Here is a 23,092-nt window from a genome sequence, read left to right as displayed (position 1 = left end):
GCCATGGCCCTCGTAGCAGGCATCGACAGCTCCACCCAGTCCTGCAAGGTGGTGATCCGCGACGCGGACACCGGAGCGCTGGTACGGCAGGGACGGGCCGCCCATCCGGACGGTTCGGAAATCCACCCGGAGCACTGGTGGACGGCACTCCAGGAAGCCATCGCCCGGGCGGGCGGGCTCGAGGACGTTGCCGCGGTCTCCGTGGGAGGCCAGCAGCACGGCATGGTCTGCCTGGACAGCGGCGGGGAGGTAGTCCGGCCCGCCCTGCTCTGGAACGACACCCGCAGCGCAGGTGCCGCGGCGGACCTGATCAAGACGGCGGGCGACGGCGACATTGCCGCCGGCGCCCGCTACTGGGCAGAAACGACCGGCACAGTGCCAGTAGCCTCGCTGACGCTGACCAAGCTGCACTGGCTGGCGGAAAACGAACCGGAAAACGCCGCCAGGGTGGCTGCCATCTGCCTTCCGCACGACTGGCTTTCCTGGCGGCTGATGGGCCACGGCCCCGGCAGCGGCGGGGAATGGCTGCAGGCCCTCGCCACGGACCGTTCTGACGCGTCGGGGACGGGGTACTACTCGACGGCGGAGGGCCGGTACCTCCCGGAGGTCCTGGCAGCCTCGCTCGGCCACGTGCCGGTGCTGCCCAGGGTGCTCGGCCCGCTCGAAGCGGCAGGCCGGACTCCGCAGGGTGCCCTCGTCGCCGCCGGCGCCGGGGACAACGCTGCCGCGGCCCTCGGTGCCGGGGCACGGCTGGGTGACGCCGTAATGTCGCTGGGAACCTCCGGTACGGTCTTTGCCGTCTCGGAAACGCCGGCGGCGGACCCCTCCGGACTGGTGGCCGGCTTCGCCGACGCTGAAGGGCACTACCTGCCGCTGGTCTGCACCCTGAACGCCACGCGCGTTTTCGATGCGACGGCGGCGCTGCTGGGAGTGGACCTGCCGGAGTTCAACCGGCTGGCACTGTCGGCGGCGCCCGGAGCGGGGGCCTTACCCTGGTCCCGTACTTCGACGGCGAGCGCACGCCCAACCTGCCGGACGCCACAGGATCATTGCACGGCATCACCCGCGCGAACTACACCCCGGAGAACATGGCACGTGCGGCCGTCGAGGGCGTGGTCTGCTCACTGGCCGACGGGCTTGCCGCGCTGCAGGGCCAGGGGGTCTCGGCCCGGCGGATCCTGCTGGTGGGCGGCGGCGCCCAGTCCGCCGCCGTGCAGGAGGTTGCACCGCGGCTGCTGGAACTTGATGTCGCAGTGCCGCAGCCGGGCGAATATGTGGCTGACGGTGCCGCACGCCAGGCGGCCGCGGCACTGACGGGACGCTTCCCGGAGTGGGCGGCAGACGCCGTCGTTCTTTCCGCGGGCAGGGACGACGCTGGAGTGCTGGCCCGTTACCGGAGCTGCGCGGCGCTGTACGCCTAAGCTCCACCACACAGAAGACAGCTCCACCACACAGAAGACCCGGACCGCGCTGCGTGCGCGGTCCGGGTCTTTTCTGTGGGCGCAGGCTCCTGCCGTGACGTAGCAGGAGCCCGCGGTCTGGCCAGGTATCCGGACGATGTCAGGCGAACGGGAGGACAAGCTCCGCGTAGCGCTCCTTCACCGTGGACAGGACGGTGTTGCCGTCCGTGTCCCAGATGTCCTGGTTGAAGATTTCCACTTCGATGTCGCCGGTGTAGCCGGCGTCGCGCACCCAGGTGCCGATGGTGGCGAAGTCCACCACGCCGTCGCCCATGTATCCGCGGGAGAGCAGCGGATCGGCGGCGATGGGCATGTTGAAGTCGCACACCTGGTAGGAGGCGATCCGGTTTTCGCGGCCGGCGCGTTCGATCTGTGCCTTCAGTTCCGGATCCCACCAGACATGGAAGGTGTCGACGGCGACGCCCACCGTAGAGGCGTCGAACGGGGCCGCGAGGTCCAGGGCCTGGCCGAGGGTGGAGATCAGTGCACGGTCCGCGGCGTACATCGGGTGCAGCGGCTCAAGCACCAGGCGGACACCGTTCTCCTCCGCGAACGGGACAAGGTCGGCAAGGCGGTCCGCCACACGCTGGCGTGCGGCCACCACGTCCTTCTCCCCCGGGGCCAGCCCGCCCACCACCAGGAACAGCTCCCGGGTGTCCAGGGCAACGGCTTCCAGGATGGCCGCCCGGTTGTCCGCGAGCGCGGCCGCCTGGCCTTCGGCGTCGGCAGCCGTGAGGAAGCCGCCCCGGCAGAGGGAGGAAACCCGCAGCCCGGCGTCCTTGATCAGGCGCGCGGCCTTGTCCAGCCCGGCCTCCTCCACGCGGTCCCGCCAGGGCCGATGGCGGGGATGCCGGCGTTGACGCAGCCCTCAACGACCTGCGCCAGGGTCCATTTCTTGGTGGTGGCGCTGTTGATGGACAGGCGCGAAAAGTCGCTCATACTCCCACTCCGTTGATCCGCAGGTAATCGGACATCCGGAAGGCGGCCAGGGCGGGGTCCTTCAGCAGACCGGCCTGGTCGGCCAGCTCGAAGGTTTTGGCCAGGTGGCAGACGGACCGTCCGGAGTGCAGGCCGCCCACCATCTGGAAGCCGGGCTGCTTGCCGTTGAGCCAGGACATGAAGGCTATGCCGGTTTTGTAGTAGAACGTGGGGGCGCTGAAAATGTGCTTGCCCAGCTCGCGGGTGGAGTCAAGGATTTCCCGCGCCTTGGCGGCGTTTCCGGCGTCGTAGTTCTGCAGGGCCACCGAGGCGGCCGGATAGATCGCCGCGAAGATGCCCAGCAGCGCGTCCGAGTGGTGGCTGCCGTCGCCGTCGATGAGTTCCGGGTAGTTGAAGTCGTCGCCGGTGTAGAGGCGGACGCCGTCGGGCAGGGCCGCACGCAGGGCCACCTCGTGGCTGGCGTCCAGCAGCGAGACCTTCACACCGTCAACCTTGTCCGCGTTGTCCTTGATGAGGTTCAGGAACGTCTCGGTTGCGGCGGGTACATCGTCAGAGCCCCAGTAGCCGGCGAGCGCGGGATCGAACATGGTCCCCAGCCAGTGCAGGATGACGGGCTGGTCCACTTCCTGCAGCAGGGTGGAGTACACGTTCACATAGTCCTCGGGGCCGCTGGCCACCTTGGCCAGGGCGCGGGATGCCATGAGGATGACCTTGGGCCCGGCCTCGCTGATGACGGCGATCTGCTCGCGGTAGGCCTCAAGGACTGCCTTGAGGCCGGCTTCACCGACGGGAAGGGAGTCGATGTCCAGCTGGTCGGTGCCCGCACCGCACGCCACGAGGTCGCGCACGGACTTGCCGGCGGTTGCTGCGTGGCCGGCCGAGACCACCGAAGCAGCTTCCACGCCGGTGCGCTTGATGAGCTGCTGGGTGGCTGCCCAGTCCAGGCCCATGCCGCGCTGGGCGGTGTCCATGGCATCGGCAACGCCCAGGCCGTAGGACCACAGCTCGTGCCGGTAGGACATGGTGGCGTCCCAGTCGAGCCGGGCCGGGTGCCGGGGGTGTTGTCGGCGAGGACTTCGGGAATGACGTGCGCGGCGGCATAGGCGCGCCGGGCCGTCAGCGGGGCGGTGGGGCGGGCCCACGTGGTGGCACCCTGGAGGCGGTACTCGCGGGTGCCGCCGTCGGAGGAGGGAAGGATGAGCGAGGTCATTAAAGGGTGATCTCCGGGATGTCGATGGTGCGGCGTTCGTCGTTGGACTGCAGGCCGAGCTCGGCGAGCTGGACACCGCGGGCGGCGGAGAGCAGGCCGAAGCGGTGTTCGCGGCCGGCGACGACGTCGCGCAGGAATTCTTCCCACTGCAGCTTGAAGCCGTTGTCCAGTTCGGCGTTGGCCGGGACTTCCTGCCACTGGTCACGGAAGGATTCGGTGACGGGCAGGTCCGGGTTCCAGACGGGCTTGGGGGTGTGGGCGCGCTGCTGGGCGACGCACTTGTTCAGGCCGGCGACGGCGGAGCCATGCGTGCCGTCCACCTGGAACTCCACCAGTTCGTCACGGTAGACCCGGACGGCCCAGGAGGAGTTGATCTGGCCGATGACCTCGTCGCCGCCCGGGGTTTCCAGCTCGAAGATGCCGTAGGAGGCGTCGTCCGCGGTGGCCTTGTATTCCTTGCCGGCCTCGTCCCAGCGGGCGGGGATGTGGGTGGCGGTCTTGGCGTTGACGCTCTTGACCTTGCCGATGATGCCTTCCAGGACGTAGTTCCAGTGGCAGAACATGTCCGTGGTCATTCCGCCGCCGTCTTCCTTGCGGTAGTTCCAGGACGGGCGCTGCGCGGCCTGGATGTCCCCTTCGAAGACCCAGTAGCCGAATTCGCCCCGGATGGAGAGGATTCGGCCGAAGAAGCCTTCGTCCACCAGGCGGCGGAGCTTGACGAGGCCGGGCAGGTACAGCTTGTCGTGGACGACGCCTGCGGTGACGCCTGCTTCCTTGCCGATGCGGGCCAGTTCAATGGCTTCCTCGAGGGTTTCCGCGGTGGGCTTTTCGGTGAAGATGTGCTTGCCCGCCTGCATCGCCTTCTTCAGGGTTGCGGCGCGAAGGCTGGTCATGGACGCGTCGAAGACAACATCCACGGTGGGATCGTTGATGACGGCGTCGAGGTCGGTGCTCCACTCGGCAACCTTGTGCTTTTCGGCCAGTTCCCGGATCTTGGCTTCGTTACGGCCCACCAGGATGGGCTCAACCTGGATGCGGGTGCCGTCCTCAAGGGTGAAGCCGCCGGCATCACGGATCGGAAGGATGGACCGCAGCAAATGCTGGCGGTAGCCCATCCGGCCGGTGATGCCGTTCATGGCGATGCGGATCGTTTTCGTTTCGAAGCCCATGTGTCCTCCACGGTGAGTGAGCAGTTTTACTCAAGTCGTATTGGGAAAGCGCATTCCCACTTCTTCAATGATGCACGCCGCACCATTGGTTGGCAAGCGCTTTCCGCCAACAAGTTTCTGCGCCATAATGTGATAACCGCTTAATTTGGTCCACGACACCCAGGAGATGCTGTGGCTGCAAGTACCCTCACCGAGGTGGCCCGGCTCGCCGGGGTATCCCCCGCTACCGCATCGCGCGTCCTCAACGGCTCGGCACGCAAGCCCGGCAAGGACATCGCGGACCGGGTCCGCCAGGCGGCCGATTCGCTCGGCTACATCCCCAACGCCCAGGCCCAGGGCCTGGCCAAATCCAGCTCCGGCCTTATCGGCCTCATCGTCCATGACATTGCCGACCCCTACTTCGCCGCCATCGCCCGCGGGGTGCAGGAGGCTGCCCGGGAGCAGCGCAAGATGGTCCTGCTGGCCACCACCGGCGGCGCACCCGCCGAGGAGAAGGAAGCCGTGGCCGCCTTTGCCGCCCGGCGCGCCGACTCCATCGTGATCGCCGGTTCGCGGTCGTCCCGGACCGAGGACCGGGAGGACAACGCGGAACTGGCGGCGGAGCTGGACAGGTACTGCCGCAACGGCGGGCGCGTGGCCGTCGTCGGGCATCCGGTGGTGGGCGCCTCGGCGCAGGACGGATACCACGTGGTGGCCGTACCCAACCAGGAACTTGCCGGCGCGCTGGCCACCAAACTGGCCGCGCACTGGGGCGGGGACTTTGTCATCATCGGCGGACCGGAGGGGCTGCTGACCTCTGACGACCGGATCCACGGCTTCCAGGAGGGCCTGGCGAAGGCAGGGCGGGCGCCGGCGGAAATCCTGCGCAGTTCCTTCAACCGGGCCGGCGGCTACGAGGCGGGCCTGAAGCTGGCAGCGCGGATCAAGGGCGGCAGCACCGGAACCGGGGAACCGGCCGGCCCGAAGATGTGCATCTTCGCCGTGAACGACGTCATGGCCATTGGAGCGGCAGCGGCACTGCGGGCGGAAGGACTGCGCATACCGCGGGACGCAGCCATTGCCGGTTTTGACGATATCGAGACCCTGCGGGATTTCCGTCCCGCACTATCCACCGTGAGCCTGCCGCTGGAGGAGATCGGCCGGCTCGCCACCCGGGCCACGGCGCCCCTGGCGGGCGACGACGACAGCGCCGCGCAGCCCATCACCGGCGAGGTCACGCTGCGCCGCAGCACGGAGGCGGCATGAGCGTGGCGATTGACCTGAGGGAAGTCCCGGCCGCCGCCGGAAGCGGGGGCGGCGCCAGGCCGGCGTTCCTGGTGCTTCCGGGCGGCGGGTACGCCAGGCAGGCGGACCATGAGGCGGAGCCCGTGGCGGAGTGGCTGGCTTCGCTGGGCGTCCACGCCTTCGTGCTGCGCTACCGGGTGGCCCCGGACCGGCATCCGGCACCCCTTGAAGACGCCAAGGAGGCCATGCTGTACATCCGCAGCGGTGTTCACGGCCTGGCCGTGGACCCGGAGCGGGTGGGCGTGCTCGGGTTTTCCGCCGGCGGGCACCTGGCTGCAACCCTTTCCACGGGGGCTGCCACCGGCAGCCGGCGGCTGGACGTCCCCGCGGCCGTCCCGGACCTGAGCGTCCTTTGCTACCCCGTCGTGTCCCTGACGCACGAAGTGCACCAGGGTTCGGTGGACAACCTCCTGGGCGGCGCGCCGCCGTCGGACCTCCTCGCAGCACTGTCCGCCGACCTGCACGTCAGCAGCGTGACGCCGCCGGCGTTCCTCTGGCACACCGCCGATGACGCGGCGGTGCCGGTCAACCACAGCCTGCGCTATGCGGGCGCGCTGATGGCAGCCGGCGTCCCGGCGGAACTGCACGTCTTTCCGCAGGGCCGCCACGGGCTGGGCCTGGCGGGCGAAGAACCGGGGACGGCCCAGTGGCCCTCCCTCTGCGCGGACTGGCTGGCACGGGCAGGCTGGGCGGGGCCGGCCGCAGCGGCGCCACTGGCAGCAGCCGCCGCCAAAAACTAGCGGGTTACGCCCGCCGGCCTGCCGCCGTCAACCGGTGGCACGGATGGTCCACGACGCCGAGTGGGAACCGCCCGGCTGCAGGTGCACCACATCCCGGCCCGAGTTGAAGGCATCCGGCGGGCAGGTCATCGGCTCCACGGCAAGGCCCAGCCGGTCCGGACCCGCGGGCTTGTCCGCGGTGTGGACCTGGACCCACGGCCACTCGGGCCCCAGGCAAGTTCCACTCCCGTTCCCGCCGGGTCCGTCACCCGTACACATGCCTGCCCATCCTTGTCCCGGGTGATGCCGGTGAAGGCATGGTCTATCTTCAGTGGCCCGACGCGGCGCGGCGTGCGGAAGTCGAACGCATGCCGTTCAACGCTCCGCATCCCCACGGGCAGCAACCGGTCCGGCGTCACCTCGAGGAACTCGCCGGCAGGAATTTCGAGTGACCAGTCGTCTAGCGGCGCAGGCCCGGCCACCAGGTAGGGGTGGGGGCACACACCGTAGGGCGCGGCGGCCTTGCCCGTATTAACGGCCTTCACGGTGCTGTGCAGGCCGGCCGCCGAGAGGGCATAGGTTGCCGTCAGGTCCAGTTGAGAAGGGAATGCCGGTCCTGGTTCCACGCGGAAACCCAGGGTCACTTCACTTCCGCCGGCGGCCAGGACTTTCCATACCTGGTCCGTGGCCAGGCCGTGGAGCGCCGACCCCCTCTCCGGCTCATTCACTGGCGCCTCGTAATCCTGTCCGGCGTAGGTGTACTTTCCATCCTCGAGGCGGTTGGGCCACGGTGCACAGATGACGCCGCGGTAGTCGGGAATGGGGCCGTCAGCGGCGAAGCCGACCACAAGGTCCCGCCCGAGGTGCCGTAAGCTGCGGAGCGCTCCCCCGCGTGCGGTGATCAGGGCCGTGTAGGGGCCCGAGGCGATGGTGAATTCAGTAGCGGCCAAAGTGAGCTCCGGAAAATAGGATGTTAGCGCTCACCAGCTTATCGCAACCCTTCGGGTGACCTGCACGTTAGAGTGGCGGACATGGGCACCGGGGAAAGGAAAAACGAGGCTGTCCTCCGCCTGATCCACAACGCCCTTCGGGAGCGGGCAGATCCCGTCCGGGCAGCCGGCATGCAGGCCTACATGAAGTCCAGCGAGCCGGCGCTGGGGGTGCGGGTGCCGGAGGTCCGCAAGGTGGTGGCGTCAGCTGTTGCGGCCGCACCCTTTACCGCACCCGGGCAACTCCGCGCCACCGTACTGGAGTTGTGGCGCACCGCGGGCGTCCGGGAGGAGCGGTACGCAGCCATCGACCTGACCGGAGGCCGGCTGGTGGCCGGGGACCTGCAGATGCTCCCGGTATATGAGGAGATCATCCGGAGCGGGGCGTGGTGGGATTTCACGGATGGGGTGTCCGGACGGCTCTGCGGGCTGCTGCAGGCACACCGGCCGGAGATGTCGGCAGTGCTCCGCAGCTGGAGCAGGGACCCCGATTTTTGGATCAGGCGGGCTTCCATCACTGCCCAGCTCAAGGCCAAGGACGCCACCGACGCCGCACTGCTCGCGGAGGTTATCGAAGCGAACCTGGCCGACCCCGAGTTCTTCATCCGCAAGGCGATCGGCTGGGCGCTGCGGGAGTACGCGAAGACGGCGCCGGCATGGGTGGCGGCCTTCGTTGCCGCACACGCGTCCCGGATGAGCCCGTTGTCCCGCAGGGAGGCCCTGCGGCGGATCGGGCAGGAAAGTCCGGCCTAGATCACGGGACGCTCGACGACGGGCCCGCCGGCTTTGCGGAACAGCCGCTTGGTTTGCGGATCCCAGAAGATCAGGTAAAGCCCGAACAGCAGCCCGGTCACCGCCGCGGCAACCCGGGCCAGGGCGAGCGCGAAACCGAGGTCCTCGGTCTGCAGGTAGGGGAAGACCTCCAGCTGGTCGGAGATGGCGTAGATCATGAAGAAGGACACCACAAAGTAGAGTGCCTTGACCTGCCAGTCATTGCGGATGCCGGTGACGGCAAACAGCGGGATGAGCCACACCACGTACCATGCCTGGATGATGGGGGCCAGCAGCACCACGGCAGCGAGCGCCAGCGTAAGGCGCCGCATGAGACGGTCATAGTCGCCCCGGAAAATCTGCCAGCAGACGACAGCCACAGCCAGCAGCTTTCCGGCATTGAAAACCCAGCCGGCCGGCACGGATCCGTCAAAGCCGAAGGAGTTGGCCAGCGAGGCCACCACCATTCCGATGAGCCCGACGGGCGCGTACCAGATGGAGATGCTGCCGGGGGCGGAGAGCCCGCTGATCCAGCCAAAACCGAAGCCGTTGACCAGGGCCATGAGGGTCAGCAGGGCCAGGCCAGCCCGCCGGTCAGGGCCCAGAACACGAACTTCCGCGCCCAGCCCGCCTCCCGGCCGGCCCAGAGCAGGCCGATGAACGGGAGGAACACGATGGTGATGGGTTTGACCGCGATGGACAGGGTAACCAGCACGATGCCCCGGATGGCCCGCCGGGTGGCCGAGTAGTACAGCCCGGCCAGAGCCAGGCCGATCATCAGCGCATCATTGTGGACGCTGGCGATGAAGTTGGTCAGGAAGAGCGGGTTCGCGGCGGTCAGCCACAGGGCGCGGTGCGGGTTGATCCCGTGCAGTTCGGCAAGTTTGGGCACGTAGATGACGCAGAGGATGACGCCGGCCACCGCCACCAGCCGGAACAGCATCACGCTGGCTTCCGGCTGGACGTTCGTGGACCACACCACCAGCTGCTCAATCCACAGGAACAGCTGGCCGTAGGGAACGGGTGCTTCCGTCCACATCTTGTCCGCGCCCAGCTGGAAGTAGTTGGACAGCGCCGAGATGCCGTTCTCGTACGGGTTGAAGCCTTCCACCATGAGCCGGCCCTGGCCGATGTACGCATAGACGTCACGGCTGAACAGAGGCACGCAGAACATCATGGGCAGCCCCCACGCCACCACAGCCTTCAGGGTGGCGCTGCGCGCCTCGGCCCCCCAGACGTGGACGATCTGCCCCAGCCGCAGCCAGGCCCGCACCAGCAGCATGGCCCCCACGGCCAGCAGCACGATGGAGAGGGCCACTCCGGCTGCCTCGGCGCGCATCCAGATGAACAGGGGCATCCGGCGCAGCTCCGAGACGGGGGCGAGCCAGCCCACGCCCAGCGAGCCGACCAGCAGGAACATGGAACCGATGAAGCCGGCCAGGAGCGGGAAGCGGGGATCGTCCATTCCGGCGGTGCCCGCTCCGGCGGTGGCGGCGGCCGCCAACTCCCCCGCCGCGGGCAAAGGCGCCGTCATCTCAGGATCGTCCAATCTTTTTGCGTGTGCGCGGCTTGTGCCCGGCAGGCAGCACAGCCGTCCGGGGGCGCTTTTCGTCCGACAGCAGGGCGACCCGCCGCGTACCGAAATCCTAGCACCGGCCGGATGCCGGGAGGTGTAACGGTAGGCTGGTCCGGTGCCTATCTCTAACGAACGAATCGTCTGGATCGACTGCGAAATGACCGGTTTGGACATCAAGAACGACGCCCTGATCGAGGTGGCGGCCCTGGTCACCGATTCTGAACTGAACGTCCTTGGTGACGGCGTGGATGTGGTCATTAAGCCGGACGATGCCGCTCTTGCCCAGATGAACGATTTCGTCCGGGATATGCATACCAAGTCCGGCCTGCTGAAGGAGCTTCCGTTCGGAAAGACCATGGCCGAGGCAGAGGCGGCAGTGATGGAGTACATCGCGGAATGGGTGCCGGACCCGCGGAAGGCTCCGCTGGGCGGCAACTCGGTAGGGACTGACCGGGTGTTCCTTTCCCGGGACATGCCAGCCGTGGTGGAACACCTGCACTACCGGGTCATCGACGTCAGCACCATCAAGGAACTGTCCCGCCGCTGGTACGCGCGTGCCTACTTCCAGTCCCCGCCAAAAAGGGCGGCCACCGGGCCCTGGGGACATCAAGGATTCCATCGACGAACTCCGTTACTACCGCGAGGCCGTGTTCGTCCCCTCCCCGGGTCCGGACAGCGTGACGGCCCAGCAGATTGCCCGCCGCATCACGGCAGCGGAAACGGCCAGGCTCCCGGAAGCGTAATCTGCGCCACGTTTGCAGGAATTTTTCCCGAAAAGGCCAAAAGTGGACAAAGCACCCCTGAAGAGCAGGTAAGCTATTTGAGTTGCCTTTCCAGGGGCCGGGAAGCCGGTCTTTCTGCGGGAAACATGGTGGGCGTAGCTCAGTTGGCAGAGCGCCTGGTTGTGGTCCAGGAGGTCGCGGGTTCAACCCCCGTCGCTCACCCTCACAGGACGGCAGGTAGCCGTCCAAGAAGGAGGCCGTACCGGATATCCGGTACGGCCTCCTTTGTTGTTGCAGCATCGCCCCAGGCCCCGGCCAGGGCCGCAAGCCGAAGGACCACTGACATGACCGTTCTGCCAATCACCATCTGGGGAGAACCCGTGCTGCACCGCCGGGCCTCCGAGGTTGAGGTGTTCGACGACGACCTGCGCGCCTTAATCGCCGACATGTTTGAAACCAACGATGCAGCCAACGGCGTAGGCCTCGCGGCCCCCCAGATCGGCGTCGGTAAGCGGATCTTTGTCTACAAGTACGCAAACGACGACGGCGCTCCACCCACCGGTGTCCTGGTCAACCCGGTCCTGACGCTGTCCAAAATCTCCGGCGCCGCTCCGGACCCGGACGAGGAAGAAGAGGGCTGCCTGTCCTTTCCCGGGGAGGTGTATCCGCTCAAGCGTGCCGAATGGGCCCGGGTTGAAGGCTTCGACGGATTCGGGGAGCCGGTGAAGTTCGAGGCCACCGGCTGGTTCGCCAGGGTCATCCAGCACGAATACGACCACCTGGACGGAAAGCTCTACGTCAACCGTCTCATGGACCGCTACTCCCGCAAGGCGATGAAACAGGCCAAGAAGAACGGCTGGGGCGTGCCCGGCCTGACCTGGATGCCGGGAGTGGATCCGGACCCGTTCGGACACTAGCCGGCCGCTGCCTCCAGGCACGCAGCGGCTGTCAGCGGGCCCGCACCGTCTGCTGGTCCGGACAGGAGCCGAGGACGCGCTTCATCGCGTCCTTCTCCGCGCCGGTTACCCAGAGGCCGTAGGCGGCCTTCACGGAAATCTGCCGTGCCACGTAATGGCACCTGATGGACTTGTTTGCAGGAAGCCAGGTGGCGGCGTCGCCAGCGCTTTTCTGCTGGTTGGCCGGCCCGTCCGCGGCGATGAGGTTCAAGGGGTCATTGGCGAGGCTCTGGCGCTGCCCGGGAGTCAACTGCTGGGCGCCCTTTTGCCAGGCGTCCGCCAGGGCAACAACGTGGTCCACCTGCACAGCCCTGCTGCTGTCCTGGCCGCGGCGGAAACCGACGTGCTGGCCGGTGTAGGGCTCATGGAAGCGGCCGGCCGAGACCCGGCACCTGGAACCTTCGGCGAAGACAACGTCCGCCAGGTCGCGGCGGAGGATGTCGTTGCGGGTATCGCAGCCGTTCCGGTCCACGTCGGACCAGGCCTGGCCGAAGGCTTCCCGGTCGTAGCCGCCCTTCGCTGCCCGGCCCTTGACCGGCAGCGTGTCCAAAGCGTCAAGCGCACGTCCGCCGGGGACCGGGTGGACGGCTGCCACCGGCTTCATCCACGCGGGATCGAAGACGGGGGCCTCGGAAGGACCTGCCGGCGCCGGTTCCGCGAGGGCGAACTGGCCCGCGCTAAAGAACCAGGCAAGGCCCCCAACGATGGAAACCGCGGCCAGTGCCAGAATGACCCACGCTTGGCGCGAGCGGCGGCGGGCCCGCCGGTAGGCGGACCAGCTCACGGTCACGGCTTTCCCTGCCGGCGGCTGACGTCCTGCACCCCACGAGCCTAGGGCAGCGAGAACTCCACCTCGCCGTTTTCCACAGTGTGGAGGGCAGGTGACGGATCGGGTGGAGCGGTTACTGCTCCCGCATCACCCGCCGCAGGTCCTCTTCGGCAATGGCCAGGAGGCCCTCGAGCTGGCGTACCCTGTCCTCGCCGACGTCGCCTGCCTGGTGTGCCGCACGTGCCCGCTCAAGGAGCCGGACGGCTTCCTTGTGGTTTGCCTTGGCGACGTCGAGTGCGTGTTCCAGGGTGGTGTCGTGCTGGAGCGTCGAATCTTTTTCCATGCCATTAGTGTGGTCCCGATTCCCGGCTGATTCCAGAGAACCAGCCGGGAATTAGCGTGACCCGCGAATGGCTAGACGGCGATGGCCGCCAGCGCCTTGGCGCTTTCCTTGGCGGGGTAGGACGGCGGGTTGACGCCGGCCATCTCTTCCATCACGCGGACCACCTGGCAGCTGTAGCCGAATTCGTTGTCGTACCAGACGTAGACCACGAGGTTCTTGTCGGTGGAGACGGTCGCCAGGCCGTCCACGATGCCGGCGCGGCGGGAACCGACGAAGTCGGTGGAGACCACCTCGGGGGAATCGATGTAGTCGATCTGCTTGCGCAGGTCCGAGTGCAGCGACATCTCGCGGAGGTAGTTGTTCACCTCGTCCTTGGTGGTCCCGTTCTCGAGTGTCAGGTTCAGGATGGCCAGGGAGACGTCCGGGGTGGGAACGCGGATGGAGCTGCCGGTGAGCTTGCCCAGCAGTTCCGGCAGTGCCTTGGCGACGGCCTTGGCAGCACCGGTCTCGGTGATCACCATGTTCAGCGCGGCGGAGCGGCCGCGCCGGTCGCCCTTGTGGAAGTTGTCGATGAGGTTCTGGTCGTTGGTGAAGGAGTGCACGGTTTCCACGTGGCCGTGGACCACGCCGAACTTGTCGTTGAGGGCCTTCAGGACCGGGGTGATGGCGTTGGTGGTGCAGGACGCCGCGGAGACGATGGTGTCCGTGTCCTCGATGGTTCCGTGGTTGATGCCGTGGACGATGTTCTTCAGCTCGCCCTTGCCCGGCGCGGTCAGCAGAACCCGTGCAACACCCTTGCTCTGCAGGTGCTGGGACAGGCCTTCGGCGTCGCGCCAGCGGCCGGTGTTGTCCACCACCAGGGCGTTGCTGATGCCGTAGGCGGTGTAGTCGATGGTTGCCGGATCGTTCGAGTAGATGACCTGGATCCGGACGCCGTTGGCCGTGATCGTGTTGGCTTCCTCGTCGATGCGGATGGTGCCTTCGAAGGAGCCGTGCACGGAGTCGCGGCGCAGCAGGCTGGCGCGCTTGGCCAGGTCGTTGTCGGAACCGCGGCGGACCACAATGGCGCGCAGGCGCAGGCCATGGCCGCCACCGGCCTTTTCGATCAGGAGGCGGGCCAGGAGCCGGCCGATCCGGCCAAAGCCGTACAGCACCACGTCAGTGCTGGTGCGCTCGTCAGCGCCGCGCTTGCCCACGATCTCGGCGAGCTCGGCACGGAGGAACTCCTCCAGGGTGGCGCCGTCGCCCTCTTCCTTGAACTTCTGGTTCAGGCGGGCAATGTCGATCGCAGCCGCGCCCAGCTCAAGCCCGGCCAGGGTGTTCAGCAGCGGGGCAGTCTCTTCAAGGAGCAATTCGTCCTTGCTCATCCGGCGCGCGAAGCGGTGCGCCTTGAGGATGTTCATGGTGGACTTGTTGATCAGGCTCCGGCCATGGATGCTGGTCACCACGTTGTTTTCGCGGTAAAGCCGGCCGATCACCGGAATCATGGCCTCGGCGAGGGCCTCCCGGCCCATCCATGTATCAAGACAAGAATCTGACGTCTGGCTCACAGAAATACCTTCCTCGGTTCAGCCGCATACGTCCTCGTACGCGGATGTCGGCCACCGGATGATGTCCAGGGGCACCCACGCCTGCAGGGTTCGGCCCCCAGGCGCATGGATCGTGTGCAAAGAAAAACCGCCGGCTGCGAACGCAACTCCCGGCGGAAGAACCCCTACGTCCGCTATCCATTCTAAATTGGCCCGCGCCCCGCAACAGGCTGCAGGCGCGTGAAATCACTCACACGGCCGGGCAAGCTAATTGTGCAGGGCCGAATAGAGGTTGAGGCTGGCGGAAAAGACCACCCAGGAGAAGTAGGGCAGCACCAGTAACCCGGCACCTGTGTTGACCGGTCCGAACCGCATGATCAGGAAGACCAGGGTCACTGCCAGGCCGGCGATGACGGCGAACGCGACCCACAGGGCAGCGGTCCCCAGGACGGGATACAGTCCGAAGAACGTCAGCGGCCACCCTGCATTAAGCACCAGCTGGACGATATAGCAGGCCAGCGTCCCCCTGGTCAGGGCACCTTTCCGCCAGACCAGCCAGGCGGCAACGGCGACGCCGATGTAGAGCGCGATCCACATGGACCGGAACATCCATCCCGGTGGCATCCAGGGCGCCTCGACTGACTCCGCGAACCAGCCGGGCGAATGCAGGATGATGGGAACCGAGGCCAGCGCCCACGCGGCCAGGGAAAGGGCCAGGAAGCCCAGCAGGGCAAGCGCCTGCCTGGCGCGGCCGGGAGTGGCACCCGGGCCGGTTGGCTGTCCGGGTGGCGATCAGTATTTGCGGGCACGGTTCAGGATCACCAACAAAACTTCCAAGGTCAAACCGGTTGATGGACGGGACAGCCGATACGCCGGGTTCTGTTCCCCGCTTCCGTTGCCGGAAGTGGAGCGACGGCCATCCATCTACGAGTACCGTTGCCGGTACCCTCCAGCGGCCTACCCGGACACTCGGGCGGGCAGCCCTCAAACGTGTCCTGTCTGGCCTTGCTCCGGGTGGGGTTTACCTAGCCTTCCCGGTCACCCGGGAAGCTGGTGGTCTCTTACACCACCGTTTCACCCTTACCCGCGCTCCCCCGTCCACGGACAAAGGATGCGGGCGGTCTGTTCTCTGTGGCACTTGCCTGCGGGTTACCCCGAGTGGGCGTTACCCACCACCCTGCCCTGTGGAGCCCGGACGTTCCTCGAGCCACTTGCGTGGCGCGCGGCCGTCTGGCTGTCCCATCCTCAACCAGTCTACCGGCGCGGGGCGTCCTTTCCGCCGCCGGTAGGATCGGACGGTGCTTATTCTGCTTCCCCCCTCCGAAGGCAAGACGCCGGCAGTCCGCGGTGCCGCCGTCGACTGGCAGTCCCTGGGCTTCCCCGCCCTCAACCCCTACCGCGCCAAAGTCCTCGAGGCGCTGGGGACCGTCAGCGCGCACGAGGACGCCCTTGCGCTCCTGGGGGTGGGAGCATCGCTGAGCGACGACGTCCGCCGCAACACCCGGCTCCACGCGGAGCCGGCGGCACCGGCACACACGATCTATTCCGGCGTCCTGTACGACGCCCTCGGCTACCGGAGCCTCACCCCGGCCCAGCGCCGCAAGGCAGACGAATCGGTGCTGGTCATTTCGGCGCTGTGGGGAGCGTTGCGTTTCGGCGACAGCGTCCCTGCCTACCGGCTCTCAATGGGGACTGCACTGCCCGACGTCGGCCGGCTCGCCCCGTTCTGGAAGCCGCTCCTGGCGGACGCACTCGGCGGGGCGGTGGAGGGCCACCTGCTGGTGGACTGCAGGTCCAGCACCTACGCAGCCGCGTGGACCCCGCCCCTGCCCGGACGGTCGCGGTCAATGTCTTCACGGAGACCGGCGGCGTGCGCAAGGTGGTCAGCCACTTCGCCAAGCACACCCGTGGTGAGCTCGCACGCCACCTGCTGGTCCGTCGCGGGAAGGCTCCTGCCAGCCCCGAACAGCTTCTGGGCGCGGCACGGGAGAAATGGGATGCGGAGCTGGTTGCGGGATCGGCGCGGAAGCCGCACGCCCTGAACATCATCCTGCAGGACTGAAAGCCCGGCAGGTCAGGCCCACTCCTCCGAACGCACCAGGATGGCGCCGGAGTCGGGGCAGAAGACGATGTCGTCCGCGGAGGCTGCCTTGATCTCGGCGAGGTCGCCGGGGCTGAGCTTCATGCCGGAAGCCTCCGACGTTCCGTGGAACAGCCGGGCAGCGCCGACGCCCCGCTTCGCGAGCGTCTTCTCGTAGACGGCAAGCAGTGGGGCGTCGAGTCCCTGCGCGAATTCATCCCGCCTGGCCCGGACCCCGGCGGCTTCCGCGTCGACCCCGGCGATGGCCTCATCCAGCTCGGCGCGGATACCGCCGAAAGAACCTTGGATATCGTCCACGATGACCTGCTGGGCTGCCTGGCGGGCCCTGAGGGCGTCCAGCCTTTCCAGGATTTCCAGCTCCACGTCCTCCAGGTCGGAGCGGCGCTTGTTCAGCGACGCAATGTCCTTTTGGAGGGCCACCAGGTCCTTGGACAGGCCGGTGCCGCTGTTGAGCCGTGCCTCGTCCCGTTCGATGCGGGTGGCCACCTGTTCCACGTCCGCCTCGGCACGCTTCAACTCGGATTCTGCGTCGTGGACGGCCACCTTGGCTGCGCCAAGTTCGCCGTTGGCAACCGAGAGGGCGGCTTCGAGGTCCTTGATCCGCGGATCGTTCTCCAGCGCCCGGCGGCGGGTGGCGAGCGACTTAAGCCTGGCGTCCAGCCCCTGCAGTTCGAGCAACTTCAACTGTTCCGCCGGTGCTGCCTTCGCCACTATTACCTCCGCTTGATCCCTTCCGGCCGGAGCCGGGCACCCTGCAGGCGCTTCCTTGACTCTAGCGCGTGGCCTGCTCCCCCGGCTTAGCCCGGAGTGAGTATGAAGTCCCACGGATCGCTGTTGGTGGTGCTGACCCTGGATTTCGACGTCGTGCCCCTGGTCCGCGAGGACGTTGCCCAGGGCGGCTGCCGCAGCCGGCAGCCAGAGCCATTCGCTGGCGAAGTGCGAGACGTCCACGAGGTACGGCCGGCCGTTCAGCGCCGACTCCCGGGCTTCGGATGCGGGGTGGTGCCGGAGGTCGGCCGTGACGTAGACATCCGCGTTGCTGGCCCGGACCTCGTTGAGCAGCGAGTCGCCCGCGCCGCCGCAGACGGCGATGCGCCGCACCAGGCCGTCCTTGTCGCCGGACACCCGGACGCCGCCGGCCACGGACGGCAGGATCCCGAAGACGCGGGCGGCGAACTCACCCAGGGTCATGGCATCCGCCAGGTCGCCGACCCGGCCGATGCCCTCTTCCGGCAGCCCGTTGGCGGCAACGGTCAGGGGTGCCACGTCCCGGAGTCCCAGGGCGTCTGCCAGCACGTCAGAAACGCCTCCGACGGCGGAGTCACCGTTGGTGTGCACCGTCAGGAGTGCCGTACCCGACTCGATGAGCCGGTGGACTGCCCTTCCCTTCGCCGTGGTGGCGGCAACCGAGGTGACCCCCTTGAGGAGGAGCGGATGGTGGGTGATGAGGAGTTCGGCGCCCCACTCCACGGCTTCCTCGATGACCTCCAGCGTAGGGTCCACCGCGAACATCACCTTGGTGACGGGAGTGGACGGGTGGCCCGCAACGAGTCCCACCTCGTCCCAGTCCTCGGCCAGGGATTCGGGCCAGAGTTCCTCCACCGCCAGCAGCAGGTCGCCCAGGCTTGGAGCCTCCGCCGTACCGGCCGCCGCCGGGTCCGAGGGGGCGTCGCCGTCGTTGTGGTCTTCGGGGCCGGTAACGTCGGTGTCCACAGGTTCCATAGTCTTAGTTTTACCCCATCCGCCGTGGTCGGCCCCGTACCGTGACGGGTACCGCAGCCGGCAGGGGAATCATCCGGGCCCGCCAACCATTGAAGAGGTCATGAAAACTTTTGTTCTGGGCGGAGGCTGCTTTTGGTGCCTTGACGCTGTCTACCAGAAGACCATGGGCGTCACCTCGGTGGTGTCCGGCTACACCGGCGGGCACGACCCCCACCCCGACTATTACTCCGTCTGCAGCGGAACCACTGGCCATGCCGAGGTTGTGGCCGTGACCTTCGACGAGGACATCATCCCGGCCGAGGTCATCCTTGACATGTTCTTCGCCCTCCATGACCCCACCACCCTGAACCGCCAGGGGTACGACGTCGGCACGCAGTACCGTTCGTCGATGTTCTACGAAACCACGGAAGAGAAGATCCTGTTCGAGGAGGCGATCGAACGGAACAGGAGCTGTGGCGGGATCCGATCGTCACCGAAGTCAGCCGGCTTCCGCGCTTTTATGTGGCAGAGGAGTTCCACCAGAACTATTACGCCAAGCATCCGGAGCAGGGGTACTGCCAGGTGATCATCAACCCCAAGCTGGCCAAGGCCAGGAAATATTACTCTGCATGGCTAACGCTTAGCCACGGTTACGCCGCCTCGTTAGGCTGACCTCAGTATCCACCCTTCAGAGATAGGCGTATGTACATGGCACGGATCTATGACGATGTAACGCAGCTGGTCGGCGGCACTCCGCTGGTCAGGCTCAACCGGCTCAGCGAGGGGCTGGAAGCCACCGTCGCCGTGAAGCTGGAGTTCTACAACCCTGCCAACAGCGTCAAGGACCGTATCGGCGTGGCCATCGTCGACGCCGCCGAGAAGTCCGGTGCCCTGAAGCCCGGCGGAACCATCGTGGAAGGCACCTCCGGCAACACGGGCATCGCCCTGGCCATGGTGGGTGCTGCACGCGGCTACAAGGTCATCCTCACCATGCCCGAGACCATGTCCACCGAGCGCCGGGTCATGCTGCGCGCCTTCGGTGCCGAGATCGTCCTGACCCCCGGCTCCGAAGGCATGCGCGGTGCCGTGGAGAAGGCCCAGGAAATCGTTGCCAACACGGAGAACGCCATCTGGGCGCGCCAGTTCGCGAACGAGGCCAACCCGGAGATCCACCGCACCACCACGGCCGAAGAGGTCTGGGCCGACACCGACGGCGAGGTGGACATCTTCGTTGCCGGCGTCGGCACCGGCGGAACGGTCACCGGCGTCGGACAGGTCCTGAAGGAGCGCAAGCCCGGCGTCCAGATCGTGGCCATCGAACCCAAGGACTCGGCCATCCTCAACGGCGGCGCCCCCGGCCCGCACAAGATCCAGGGCATCGGCGCCAACTTTGTCCCCGAAATCCTCGACACCAACGTCTACGACGAGGTCCTCGACGCCACGCTGGAGGATTCCGTGCGCGTTGCCCGCGACCTCGGCGTCAAGGAAGGCATCCTGGGCGGCATCTCCTCGGGCGCCATTGTCTGGGGCGCGCTGGAGCTGGCCAAGCGGCCCGAGAACAAGGGCAAGCTGATCGTCGCCGTCGTGTGCGACTTCGGCGAGCGTTACATCTCCACCGTGCTCTATGACGACATCCGGGGCTGATCAGGCCGCTTTCCGCCCGTTTCCTGTAGAAAGAACTTTGTGGGCTTTTTTCGCAAGACTGAAGGAAGACCTCGACGCCGCCCGGTCCCATGACCCGGCGGCTCGAGGTTCTTTTGAGAACTTTTTCGCTTACTCCGGCCTGCATGCCATCTGGATCCACCGGCTGACGCACCGGCTGTGGCAGAATCCTGCCCTCCGGTTCCCGGCCCGGCTGATCTCCCAGCTGGGCAGGTTCGCGACCGGCATCGAGATCCATCCGGGCGCCACCATCGGCCGCCGGTTCTTCATCGACCACGGCATGGGCGTGGTCATTGGTGAGACTGCCGAAATTGGCGAGGACGTCATGATGTACCACGGTGTGACCCTCGGCGGCCGCTCCCTGGCGCGCATCAAGCGGCACCCCACCATTGGCGACCGCGTCACCATTGGCGCCGGGGCCAAGATCCTGGGACCGATCACCATTGGACGGGACAGCGCCGTGGGCGCGAACGCCGTCGTCGTTAAGGACGCGCCGCCGGAGTCAATCGTCACCGGTGTTCCTGCCAAGTGGCGGCACCGCGACGCGCAGCGGGAGACCAAGCCCGCGGTGGACCCGGCCGAGTACGACATCGAATACCGGATCTGACCTGCCGCCATTTTGCTGGCATCCCGTAAGGCAAACAGTAACGGCCGGCAGTTCCTGGAGATCTCCAGGAACTGCCGGCCGTTTGCCGTTGGACTGGCTAGTGGGTGTCCACCGCTTCGATTTCGGACTTGTCCTCGCCCCACAGGGTGTGGAACGTGCCTTCGGCGTCGATCCGGCCGTAGGTGTGCGCACCGAACAGGTCGCGCTGTCCCTGGATCAGGGCGGCAGCAACACGCTTGCGGCGCAGGCCGTCGTAGTAGGCCAGCGAGGAGGAGAATACGGGGACAGGAATTCCGAGCTGGACTGCGGTGGCCACCACGCGCCGCCATGCCGGCAGGGCATCGGCGATGGCCTTCGTGAAGGCCGGGGCGAACAGCAGGTTGGCCGGCTTCTCGTCCGCGGCGTAGGCCTTGGTGATGTCCTTGAGCAGTTCCGCACGGATGATGCAGCCCGCACGCCACAGGGAAGCAATCTCGTCCAGCTTCAGGTCCCAGCCGTATTCCTTGGCTGCCGAGGTCAGCATGTCCAGTCCCTGCGCGTAGGAGACCAGCTTTGAGGCGTAGAGCGCCTGGCGGACGTCCTCGACGAAGGTGTCCGGGATCTCGACGGCGGCTTCCCCGCCTTCCAGCAGTTCCTGGCCCAGCTTGCGCTGGCCGGCCTGCGAGGAGAGTGCACGGGCGAAGACGGACTCGGCGATGCCCGACACCGGGGAACCGAGCTCCAGGGCGGAGATGACGGTCCAGCGGCCGGTGCCCTTCTGTCCAGCCGCGTCCACCACGACGTCGACGAACGGTTTGCCGGTCTTCGCGTCAACGTGGCCCAGGACTTCGGCGGAGATTTCGATCAGGAAGGAGGAGAGCTCGCCCTTGTTCCATTCCGAGAAAATTTTGGCCTGCTCGGCGGGTTCGATTCCGGCCCCGGAGCGCAGCAGGTCAAACGCCTCGCCGATGACCTGCATGTCCGCGTATTCGATGCCGTTGTGGACCATTTTGACGAAGTGGCCGGCGCCATCGGTGCCCACCCAGGCGCAGCAGGGCTCGCCGTCAACCTTGGCGGAAATCTTTTCCAGCAGCGGGCCGAGGGCCTTGTAGGACTCCTTGGAGCCGCCCGGCATGATGGACGGGCCGTTCAGCGCGCCCTCCTCGCCGCCGGAGACACCCACGCCCACGAAATGCAGGTCCTTCTTGGCCAGCGCGGCTTCGCGCCGGCGGGTGTCCTCATAGTGGGAGTTGCCGGCGTCGATGATGATGTCGCCCGGTTCGAGCAGCGGCTCAAGCTGTTCGATGACCGAGTCCACCGGCTTGCCGGCCTTGACCATGATCAGCACGCGCCGGGGCTTCTCCAGTGAGTCGACCAGTTCCTGCAGGGTTTCGGTGCGGATGAAGTCGCCTTCGGATCCGTACCGCTCCAGCAGTGCGTCGGTCTTCTCCACGGACCTGTTGTGCAGGGCGACGGTGAAGCCGTTCCGCGCGAGGTTGCGGGCCAGGTTGGCACCCATCACCGCAAGGCCGGTGACACCGATGTGTGCAGACATCAAAACTCCAATTCATTGCTTCAGGACGAATGGCGGCAGCCTCGTCGAAGCCGCCCGCCATGACCAGGGTCGGAATAAAGCATATATATTCCGGAGGTATGAGGAAAGGGGCAACCGGATACTGGAATGCTTTGTGTCGCCGCCGGCCGCCTCCAGCCTGGCCGCCGGGCCCGTTCCCACTAGGCTTAACGGCATGACCAGCAGCCTGCACCACCGTGCCATCGAAAATCTTGGCACCCGCATCATCGCAGGCGAGCTGCCTGCTGGCCATGTCATGCTCGCAGAGCAGCTTGAAGACGAACTCAAGGTTTCCCGGTCCGTCATCCGTGAAGCAGTCCGCGTCCTGCAGTCACTGGGGCTGGTGGAGACCACGAAGCGGGTGGGCATCCGGGTCCTGCCGCCCAGCCGCTGGAATCCCTTTGATCCGCAGGTCATCCGGTGGCGGCTTGCCAGCGACGCCCGCGGCGCGCAGCTTCGCTCCCTCGCCGAGCTGCGGGCGGCCGTTGAACCTGCCGCGGCCGAGCTGGCCGCCCAGAACGCGCCGGCCCCGCTGAGGCTCGAGCTGGTGGACGTGGCCTATGCCATGCGCGACGCCGGCCTCAACGGTGAGGTGCCGCGCTTCCTGGACCTGGATATCCAGTTCCATTCCCTCCTGCTTTCCGGCTCCGGCAATGAGATGTTCGCCAACCTCATGGGCCAGGTGGCGGAGACGCTGACCGGCCGAACGGTGCACGGCCTCATGCCCGACCACCCCAACGAGGCTGCCCTGCAGTGGCACGTGGACGTGGCGGAAGCGATCGCCAGGGGCGACGCCGCGGCGGCGAGGGAAGGTTCCGACCGGATCCTTCGCCGGACCATGGCCCGGATGGCCGATACCTGGACCGAGCAGCCGCGCGTCTTCATCCCGGTCCGCCGCTGACGGCCGTGACCCAAGACTCCGGCCCCGGGTAATGCTGCAGACACATTCAACGGTAACTTTTTGTTTCCTGCAGTTCACGGTATATTCAACTCAGGCCCTCCACCGCGGCATCCCCCAATAGTCGCGGTGGAG

At 67.0% G+C, this 23,092-nt stretch carries 16 protein-coding genes, 1 tRNA gene, 1 other RNA gene and 8 pseudogenes; 12 read left to right on the top strand and 14 right to left on the bottom strand.

Annotation, left to right across the window (positions count from 1 at the left end; all coding sequences use genetic code 11):
* The first annotated feature begins 3 nt into the window (after window positions 1–3).
* A pseudogene (gene xylB / locus ACPEE0_RS08185) lies at window positions 4–1,421 on the top strand (xylulokinase).
* 139 nt (window positions 1,422–1,560) lie between these two features.
* Here the strand turns inward: xylB and ACPEE0_RS08180 are convergent.
* The 3 genes and pseudogenes from ACPEE0_RS08180 to ACPEE0_RS08170 form a co-directional block, all read right to left on the bottom strand.
* Window positions 1,561–2,399 (bottom strand): annotated as a pseudogene (locus tag ACPEE0_RS08180) (sugar phosphate isomerase/epimerase family protein).
* Window positions 2,396–3,609 (bottom strand): annotated as a pseudogene (locus ACPEE0_RS08175) (dihydrodipicolinate synthase family protein). The pseudogenes ACPEE0_RS08180 and ACPEE0_RS08175 overlap by 4 nt, the downstream one beginning before the upstream one ends.
* Window positions 3,609–4,778: a Gfo/Idh/MocA family protein gene (locus tag ACPEE0_RS08170; protein ID WP_424574316.1), complete on the bottom strand. Its 1,170-nt coding sequence runs from the start codon at window positions 4,776–4,778 to the stop codon at window positions 3,609–3,611. Before ACPEE0_RS08170 ends, ACPEE0_RS08175 begins: the two are co-directional and overlap by 1 nt.
* A gap of 171 nt (window positions 4,779–4,949) precedes the next feature.
* Here ACPEE0_RS08170 and ACPEE0_RS08165 point away from each other — a divergent pair, with 171 nt between their 5' ends.
* Window positions 4,950–6,023, top strand: coding sequence for a LacI family DNA-binding transcriptional regulator (locus tag ACPEE0_RS08165; protein ID WP_424574315.1), 1,074 nt, complete (start codon window positions 4,950–4,952; stop codon window positions 6,021–6,023).
* Window positions 6,020–6,802, top strand: a complete 783-nt coding sequence (locus ACPEE0_RS08160) for an alpha/beta hydrolase (RefSeq protein WP_424574314.1) — start codon at window positions 6,020–6,022, stop codon at window positions 6,800–6,802. The genes ACPEE0_RS08165 and ACPEE0_RS08160 overlap by 4 nt, the downstream gene beginning before the upstream one ends.
* 27 nt (window positions 6,803–6,829) lie before the next feature.
* On the opposite strand, the pseudogene ACPEE0_RS08155 reads toward ACPEE0_RS08160, so the two are convergent.
* Window positions 6,830–7,731: pseudogene (locus ACPEE0_RS08155) on the bottom strand (aldose 1-epimerase family protein).
* A gap of 81 nt (window positions 7,732–7,812) precedes the next feature.
* Here ACPEE0_RS08155 and ACPEE0_RS08150 point away from each other — a divergent pair.
* Window positions 7,813–8,523, top strand: a complete 711-nt coding sequence (locus ACPEE0_RS08150) for a DNA alkylation repair protein (RefSeq protein ID WP_407709573.1) — start codon at window positions 7,813–7,815, stop codon at window positions 8,521–8,523.
* Here ACPEE0_RS08150 and ACPEE0_RS08145 read toward each other — a convergent pair.
* Together ACPEE0_RS08145 and mptB are read right to left on the bottom strand one after the other, a co-directional pair.
* Window positions 8,520–9,104, bottom strand: a complete 585-nt coding sequence (locus ACPEE0_RS08145) for a hypothetical protein (RefSeq protein WP_424574313.1) — start codon at window positions 9,102–9,104, stop codon at window positions 8,520–8,522. The two genes, ACPEE0_RS08150 and ACPEE0_RS08145, sit on opposite strands and share 4 nt — an antisense overlap.
* Window positions 9,105–9,109: 5 nt before the next feature.
* Window positions 9,110–10,075 (bottom strand): polyprenol phosphomannose-dependent alpha 1,6 mannosyltransferase MptB, encoded by a 966-nt coding sequence (gene mptB, locus ACPEE0_RS08140; protein WP_424574312.1) that lies wholly within the window; start codon window positions 10,073–10,075, stop codon window positions 9,110–9,112.
* Window positions 10,076–10,274: 199 nt separating this feature from the next.
* Here mptB and orn point away from each other — a divergent pair.
* The 3 genes and pseudogenes from orn to def all read left to right on the top strand — a co-directional run bounded on the left by orn (window position 10,275) and on the right by def (window position 11,756).
* A pseudogene (orn, locus tag ACPEE0_RS08135) lies at window positions 10,275–10,860 on the top strand (oligoribonuclease).
* Between the two features lie 128 nt (window positions 10,861–10,988).
* Window positions 10,989–11,061 (top strand) — tRNA-His (locus ACPEE0_RS08130).
* A 122-nt stretch (window positions 11,062–11,183) separates the two neighbouring features.
* Window positions 11,184–11,756 carry a peptide deformylase gene (gene def / locus ACPEE0_RS08125; RefSeq protein WP_407709576.1) on the top strand — a complete coding sequence of 191 codons (573 nt, stop codon included), beginning with the start codon at window positions 11,184–11,186 and terminating at the stop codon, window positions 11,754–11,756.
* A gap of 31 nt (window positions 11,757–11,787) precedes the next feature.
* Here the strand turns inward: def and ACPEE0_RS08120 are convergent, their stop codons facing one another.
* The 5 genes from ACPEE0_RS08120 to rnpB form a co-directional block, all read right to left on the bottom strand.
* A complete protein-coding gene (locus ACPEE0_RS08120) occupies window positions 11,788–12,585 on the bottom strand; it encodes an HNH endonuclease family protein (protein WP_424574311.1) in 798 nt (265 codons plus the stop codon).
* 112 nt (window positions 12,586–12,697) lie between these two features.
* Window positions 12,698–12,907, bottom strand: a complete 210-nt coding sequence (locus ACPEE0_RS08115) for a hypothetical protein (protein ID WP_009372903.1) — start codon at window positions 12,905–12,907, stop codon at window positions 12,698–12,700.
* A 71-nt stretch (window positions 12,908–12,978) separates the two neighbouring features.
* Window positions 12,979–14,457, bottom strand: coding sequence for a glyceraldehyde-3-phosphate dehydrogenase (locus ACPEE0_RS08110; protein ID WP_083874976.1), 1,479 nt, complete (start codon window positions 14,455–14,457; stop codon window positions 12,979–12,981).
* A gap of 246 nt (window positions 14,458–14,703) precedes the next feature.
* Window positions 14,704–15,105 (bottom strand): TspO/MBR family protein, encoded by a 402-nt coding sequence (locus tag ACPEE0_RS08105; RefSeq protein WP_424575256.1) that lies wholly within the window; start codon window positions 15,103–15,105, stop codon window positions 14,704–14,706.
* 183 nt (window positions 15,106–15,288) lie between these two features.
* Window positions 15,289–15,678: RNase P RNA component class A (gene rnpB, locus ACPEE0_RS08100), an RNA gene on the bottom strand.
* Window positions 15,679–15,734: 56 nt separating this feature from the next.
* Here rnpB and ACPEE0_RS08095 point away from each other — a divergent pair.
* Window positions 15,735–16,498: pseudogene (locus ACPEE0_RS08095) on the top strand (YaaA family protein).
* A gap of 12 nt (window positions 16,499–16,510) precedes the next feature.
* Here the strand turns inward: ACPEE0_RS08095 and ACPEE0_RS08090 are convergent.
* Both ACPEE0_RS08090 and ACPEE0_RS08085 read right to left on the bottom strand, forming a co-directional pair.
* A complete protein-coding gene (locus tag ACPEE0_RS08090; RefSeq protein ID WP_407709579.1) occupies window positions 16,511–17,248 on the bottom strand; it encodes a zinc ribbon domain-containing protein in 738 nt (245 codons plus the stop codon).
* An 86-nt stretch (window positions 17,249–17,334) separates the two neighbouring features.
* A pseudogene (locus ACPEE0_RS08085) lies at window positions 17,335–18,259 on the bottom strand (Nif3-like dinuclear metal center hexameric protein).
* Window positions 18,260–18,359: 100 nt separating this feature from the next.
* On the opposite strand from ACPEE0_RS08085, the pseudogene msrA reads away from it, so the two are divergent.
* The 3 genes and pseudogenes from msrA (at window position 18,360) to epsC (ending at window position 20,507) form a co-directional block, all read left to right on the top strand.
* Window positions 18,360–18,910 (top strand): annotated as a pseudogene (gene msrA, locus ACPEE0_RS08080) (peptide-methionine (S)-S-oxide reductase MsrA).
* Window positions 18,911–18,946: 36 nt separating this feature from the next.
* Window positions 18,947–19,882: a cysteine synthase A gene (cysK, locus tag ACPEE0_RS08075; RefSeq protein ID WP_407709581.1), complete on the top strand. Its 936-nt coding sequence runs from the start codon at window positions 18,947–18,949 to the stop codon at window positions 19,880–19,882.
* A gap of 37 nt (window positions 19,883–19,919) precedes the next feature.
* Window positions 19,920–20,507 (top strand): serine O-acetyltransferase EpsC, encoded by a 588-nt coding sequence (gene epsC, locus ACPEE0_RS08070; RefSeq protein WP_424574310.1) that lies wholly within the window; start codon window positions 19,920–19,922, stop codon window positions 20,505–20,507.
* A 97-nt stretch (window positions 20,508–20,604) separates the two neighbouring features.
* Here epsC and gndA read toward each other — a convergent pair whose 3' ends face one another.
* Window positions 20,605–22,041, bottom strand: a complete 1,437-nt coding sequence (gndA, locus tag ACPEE0_RS08065) for an NADP-dependent phosphogluconate dehydrogenase (RefSeq protein WP_354176108.1) — start codon at window positions 22,039–22,041, stop codon at window positions 20,605–20,607.
* Window positions 22,042–22,234: 193 nt separating this feature from the next.
* On the opposite strand from gndA, the gene ACPEE0_RS08060 reads away from it, so the two are divergent.
* On the top strand, window positions 22,235–22,960 hold the full coding sequence (locus tag ACPEE0_RS08060) for a FadR/GntR family transcriptional regulator (RefSeq protein WP_009372912.1): 726 nt from the start codon (window positions 22,235–22,237) through the stop codon (window positions 22,958–22,960).
* The last annotated feature ends 132 nt before the right edge of the window (window positions 22,961–23,092 follow it).

The sequence above is a fragment of the Arthrobacter sp. SD76 genome (assembly GCF_049726125.1).
Classification (GTDB): domain Bacteria; phylum Actinomycetota; class Actinomycetes; order Actinomycetales; family Micrococcaceae; genus Arthrobacter; species Arthrobacter nitrophenolicus.
Note: the sequence above shows the minus strand (reverse complement) of the source record. Positions and strands in the feature narration are given on the sequence as shown.

Coding starts and splice junctions, on each gene's coding strand:
- ACPEE0_RS08170 (WP_424574316.1), bottom strand. CDS start 4,778: ATGGGCTTCGAAACGAAAACGATCCGCATCGCCATGAACGGCATCACC.
- ACPEE0_RS08160 (WP_424574314.1), top strand. CDS start 6,020: ATGAGCGTGGCGATTGACCTGAGGGAAGTCCCGGCCGCCGCCGGAAGC.
- ACPEE0_RS08150 (WP_407709573.1), top strand. CDS start 7,813: ATGGGCACCGGGGAAAGGAAAAACGAGGCTGTCCTCCGCCTGATCCAC.
- ACPEE0_RS08145 (WP_424574313.1), bottom strand. CDS start 9,104: ATGGCCCTGGTCAACGGCTTCGGTTTTGGCTGGATCAGCGGGCTCTCC.
- mptB (WP_424574312.1), bottom strand. CDS start 10,075: ATGACGGCGCCTTTGCCCGCGGCGGGGGAGTTGGCGGCCGCCGCCACC.
- def (WP_407709576.1), top strand. CDS start 11,184: ATGACCGTTCTGCCAATCACCATCTGGGGAGAACCCGTGCTGCACCGC.
- ACPEE0_RS08115 (WP_009372903.1), bottom strand. CDS start 12,907: ATGGAAAAAGATTCGACGCTCCAGCACGACACCACCCTGGAACACGCA.
- cysK (WP_407709581.1), top strand. CDS start 18,947: ATGGCACGGATCTATGACGATGTAACGCAGCTGGTCGGCGGCACTCCG.
- gndA (WP_354176108.1), bottom strand. CDS start 22,041: ATGTCTGCACACATCGGTGTCACCGGCCTTGCGGTGATGGGTGCCAAC.
- ACPEE0_RS08060 (WP_009372912.1), top strand. CDS start 22,235: ATGACCAGCAGCCTGCACCACCGTGCCATCGAAAATCTTGGCACCCGC.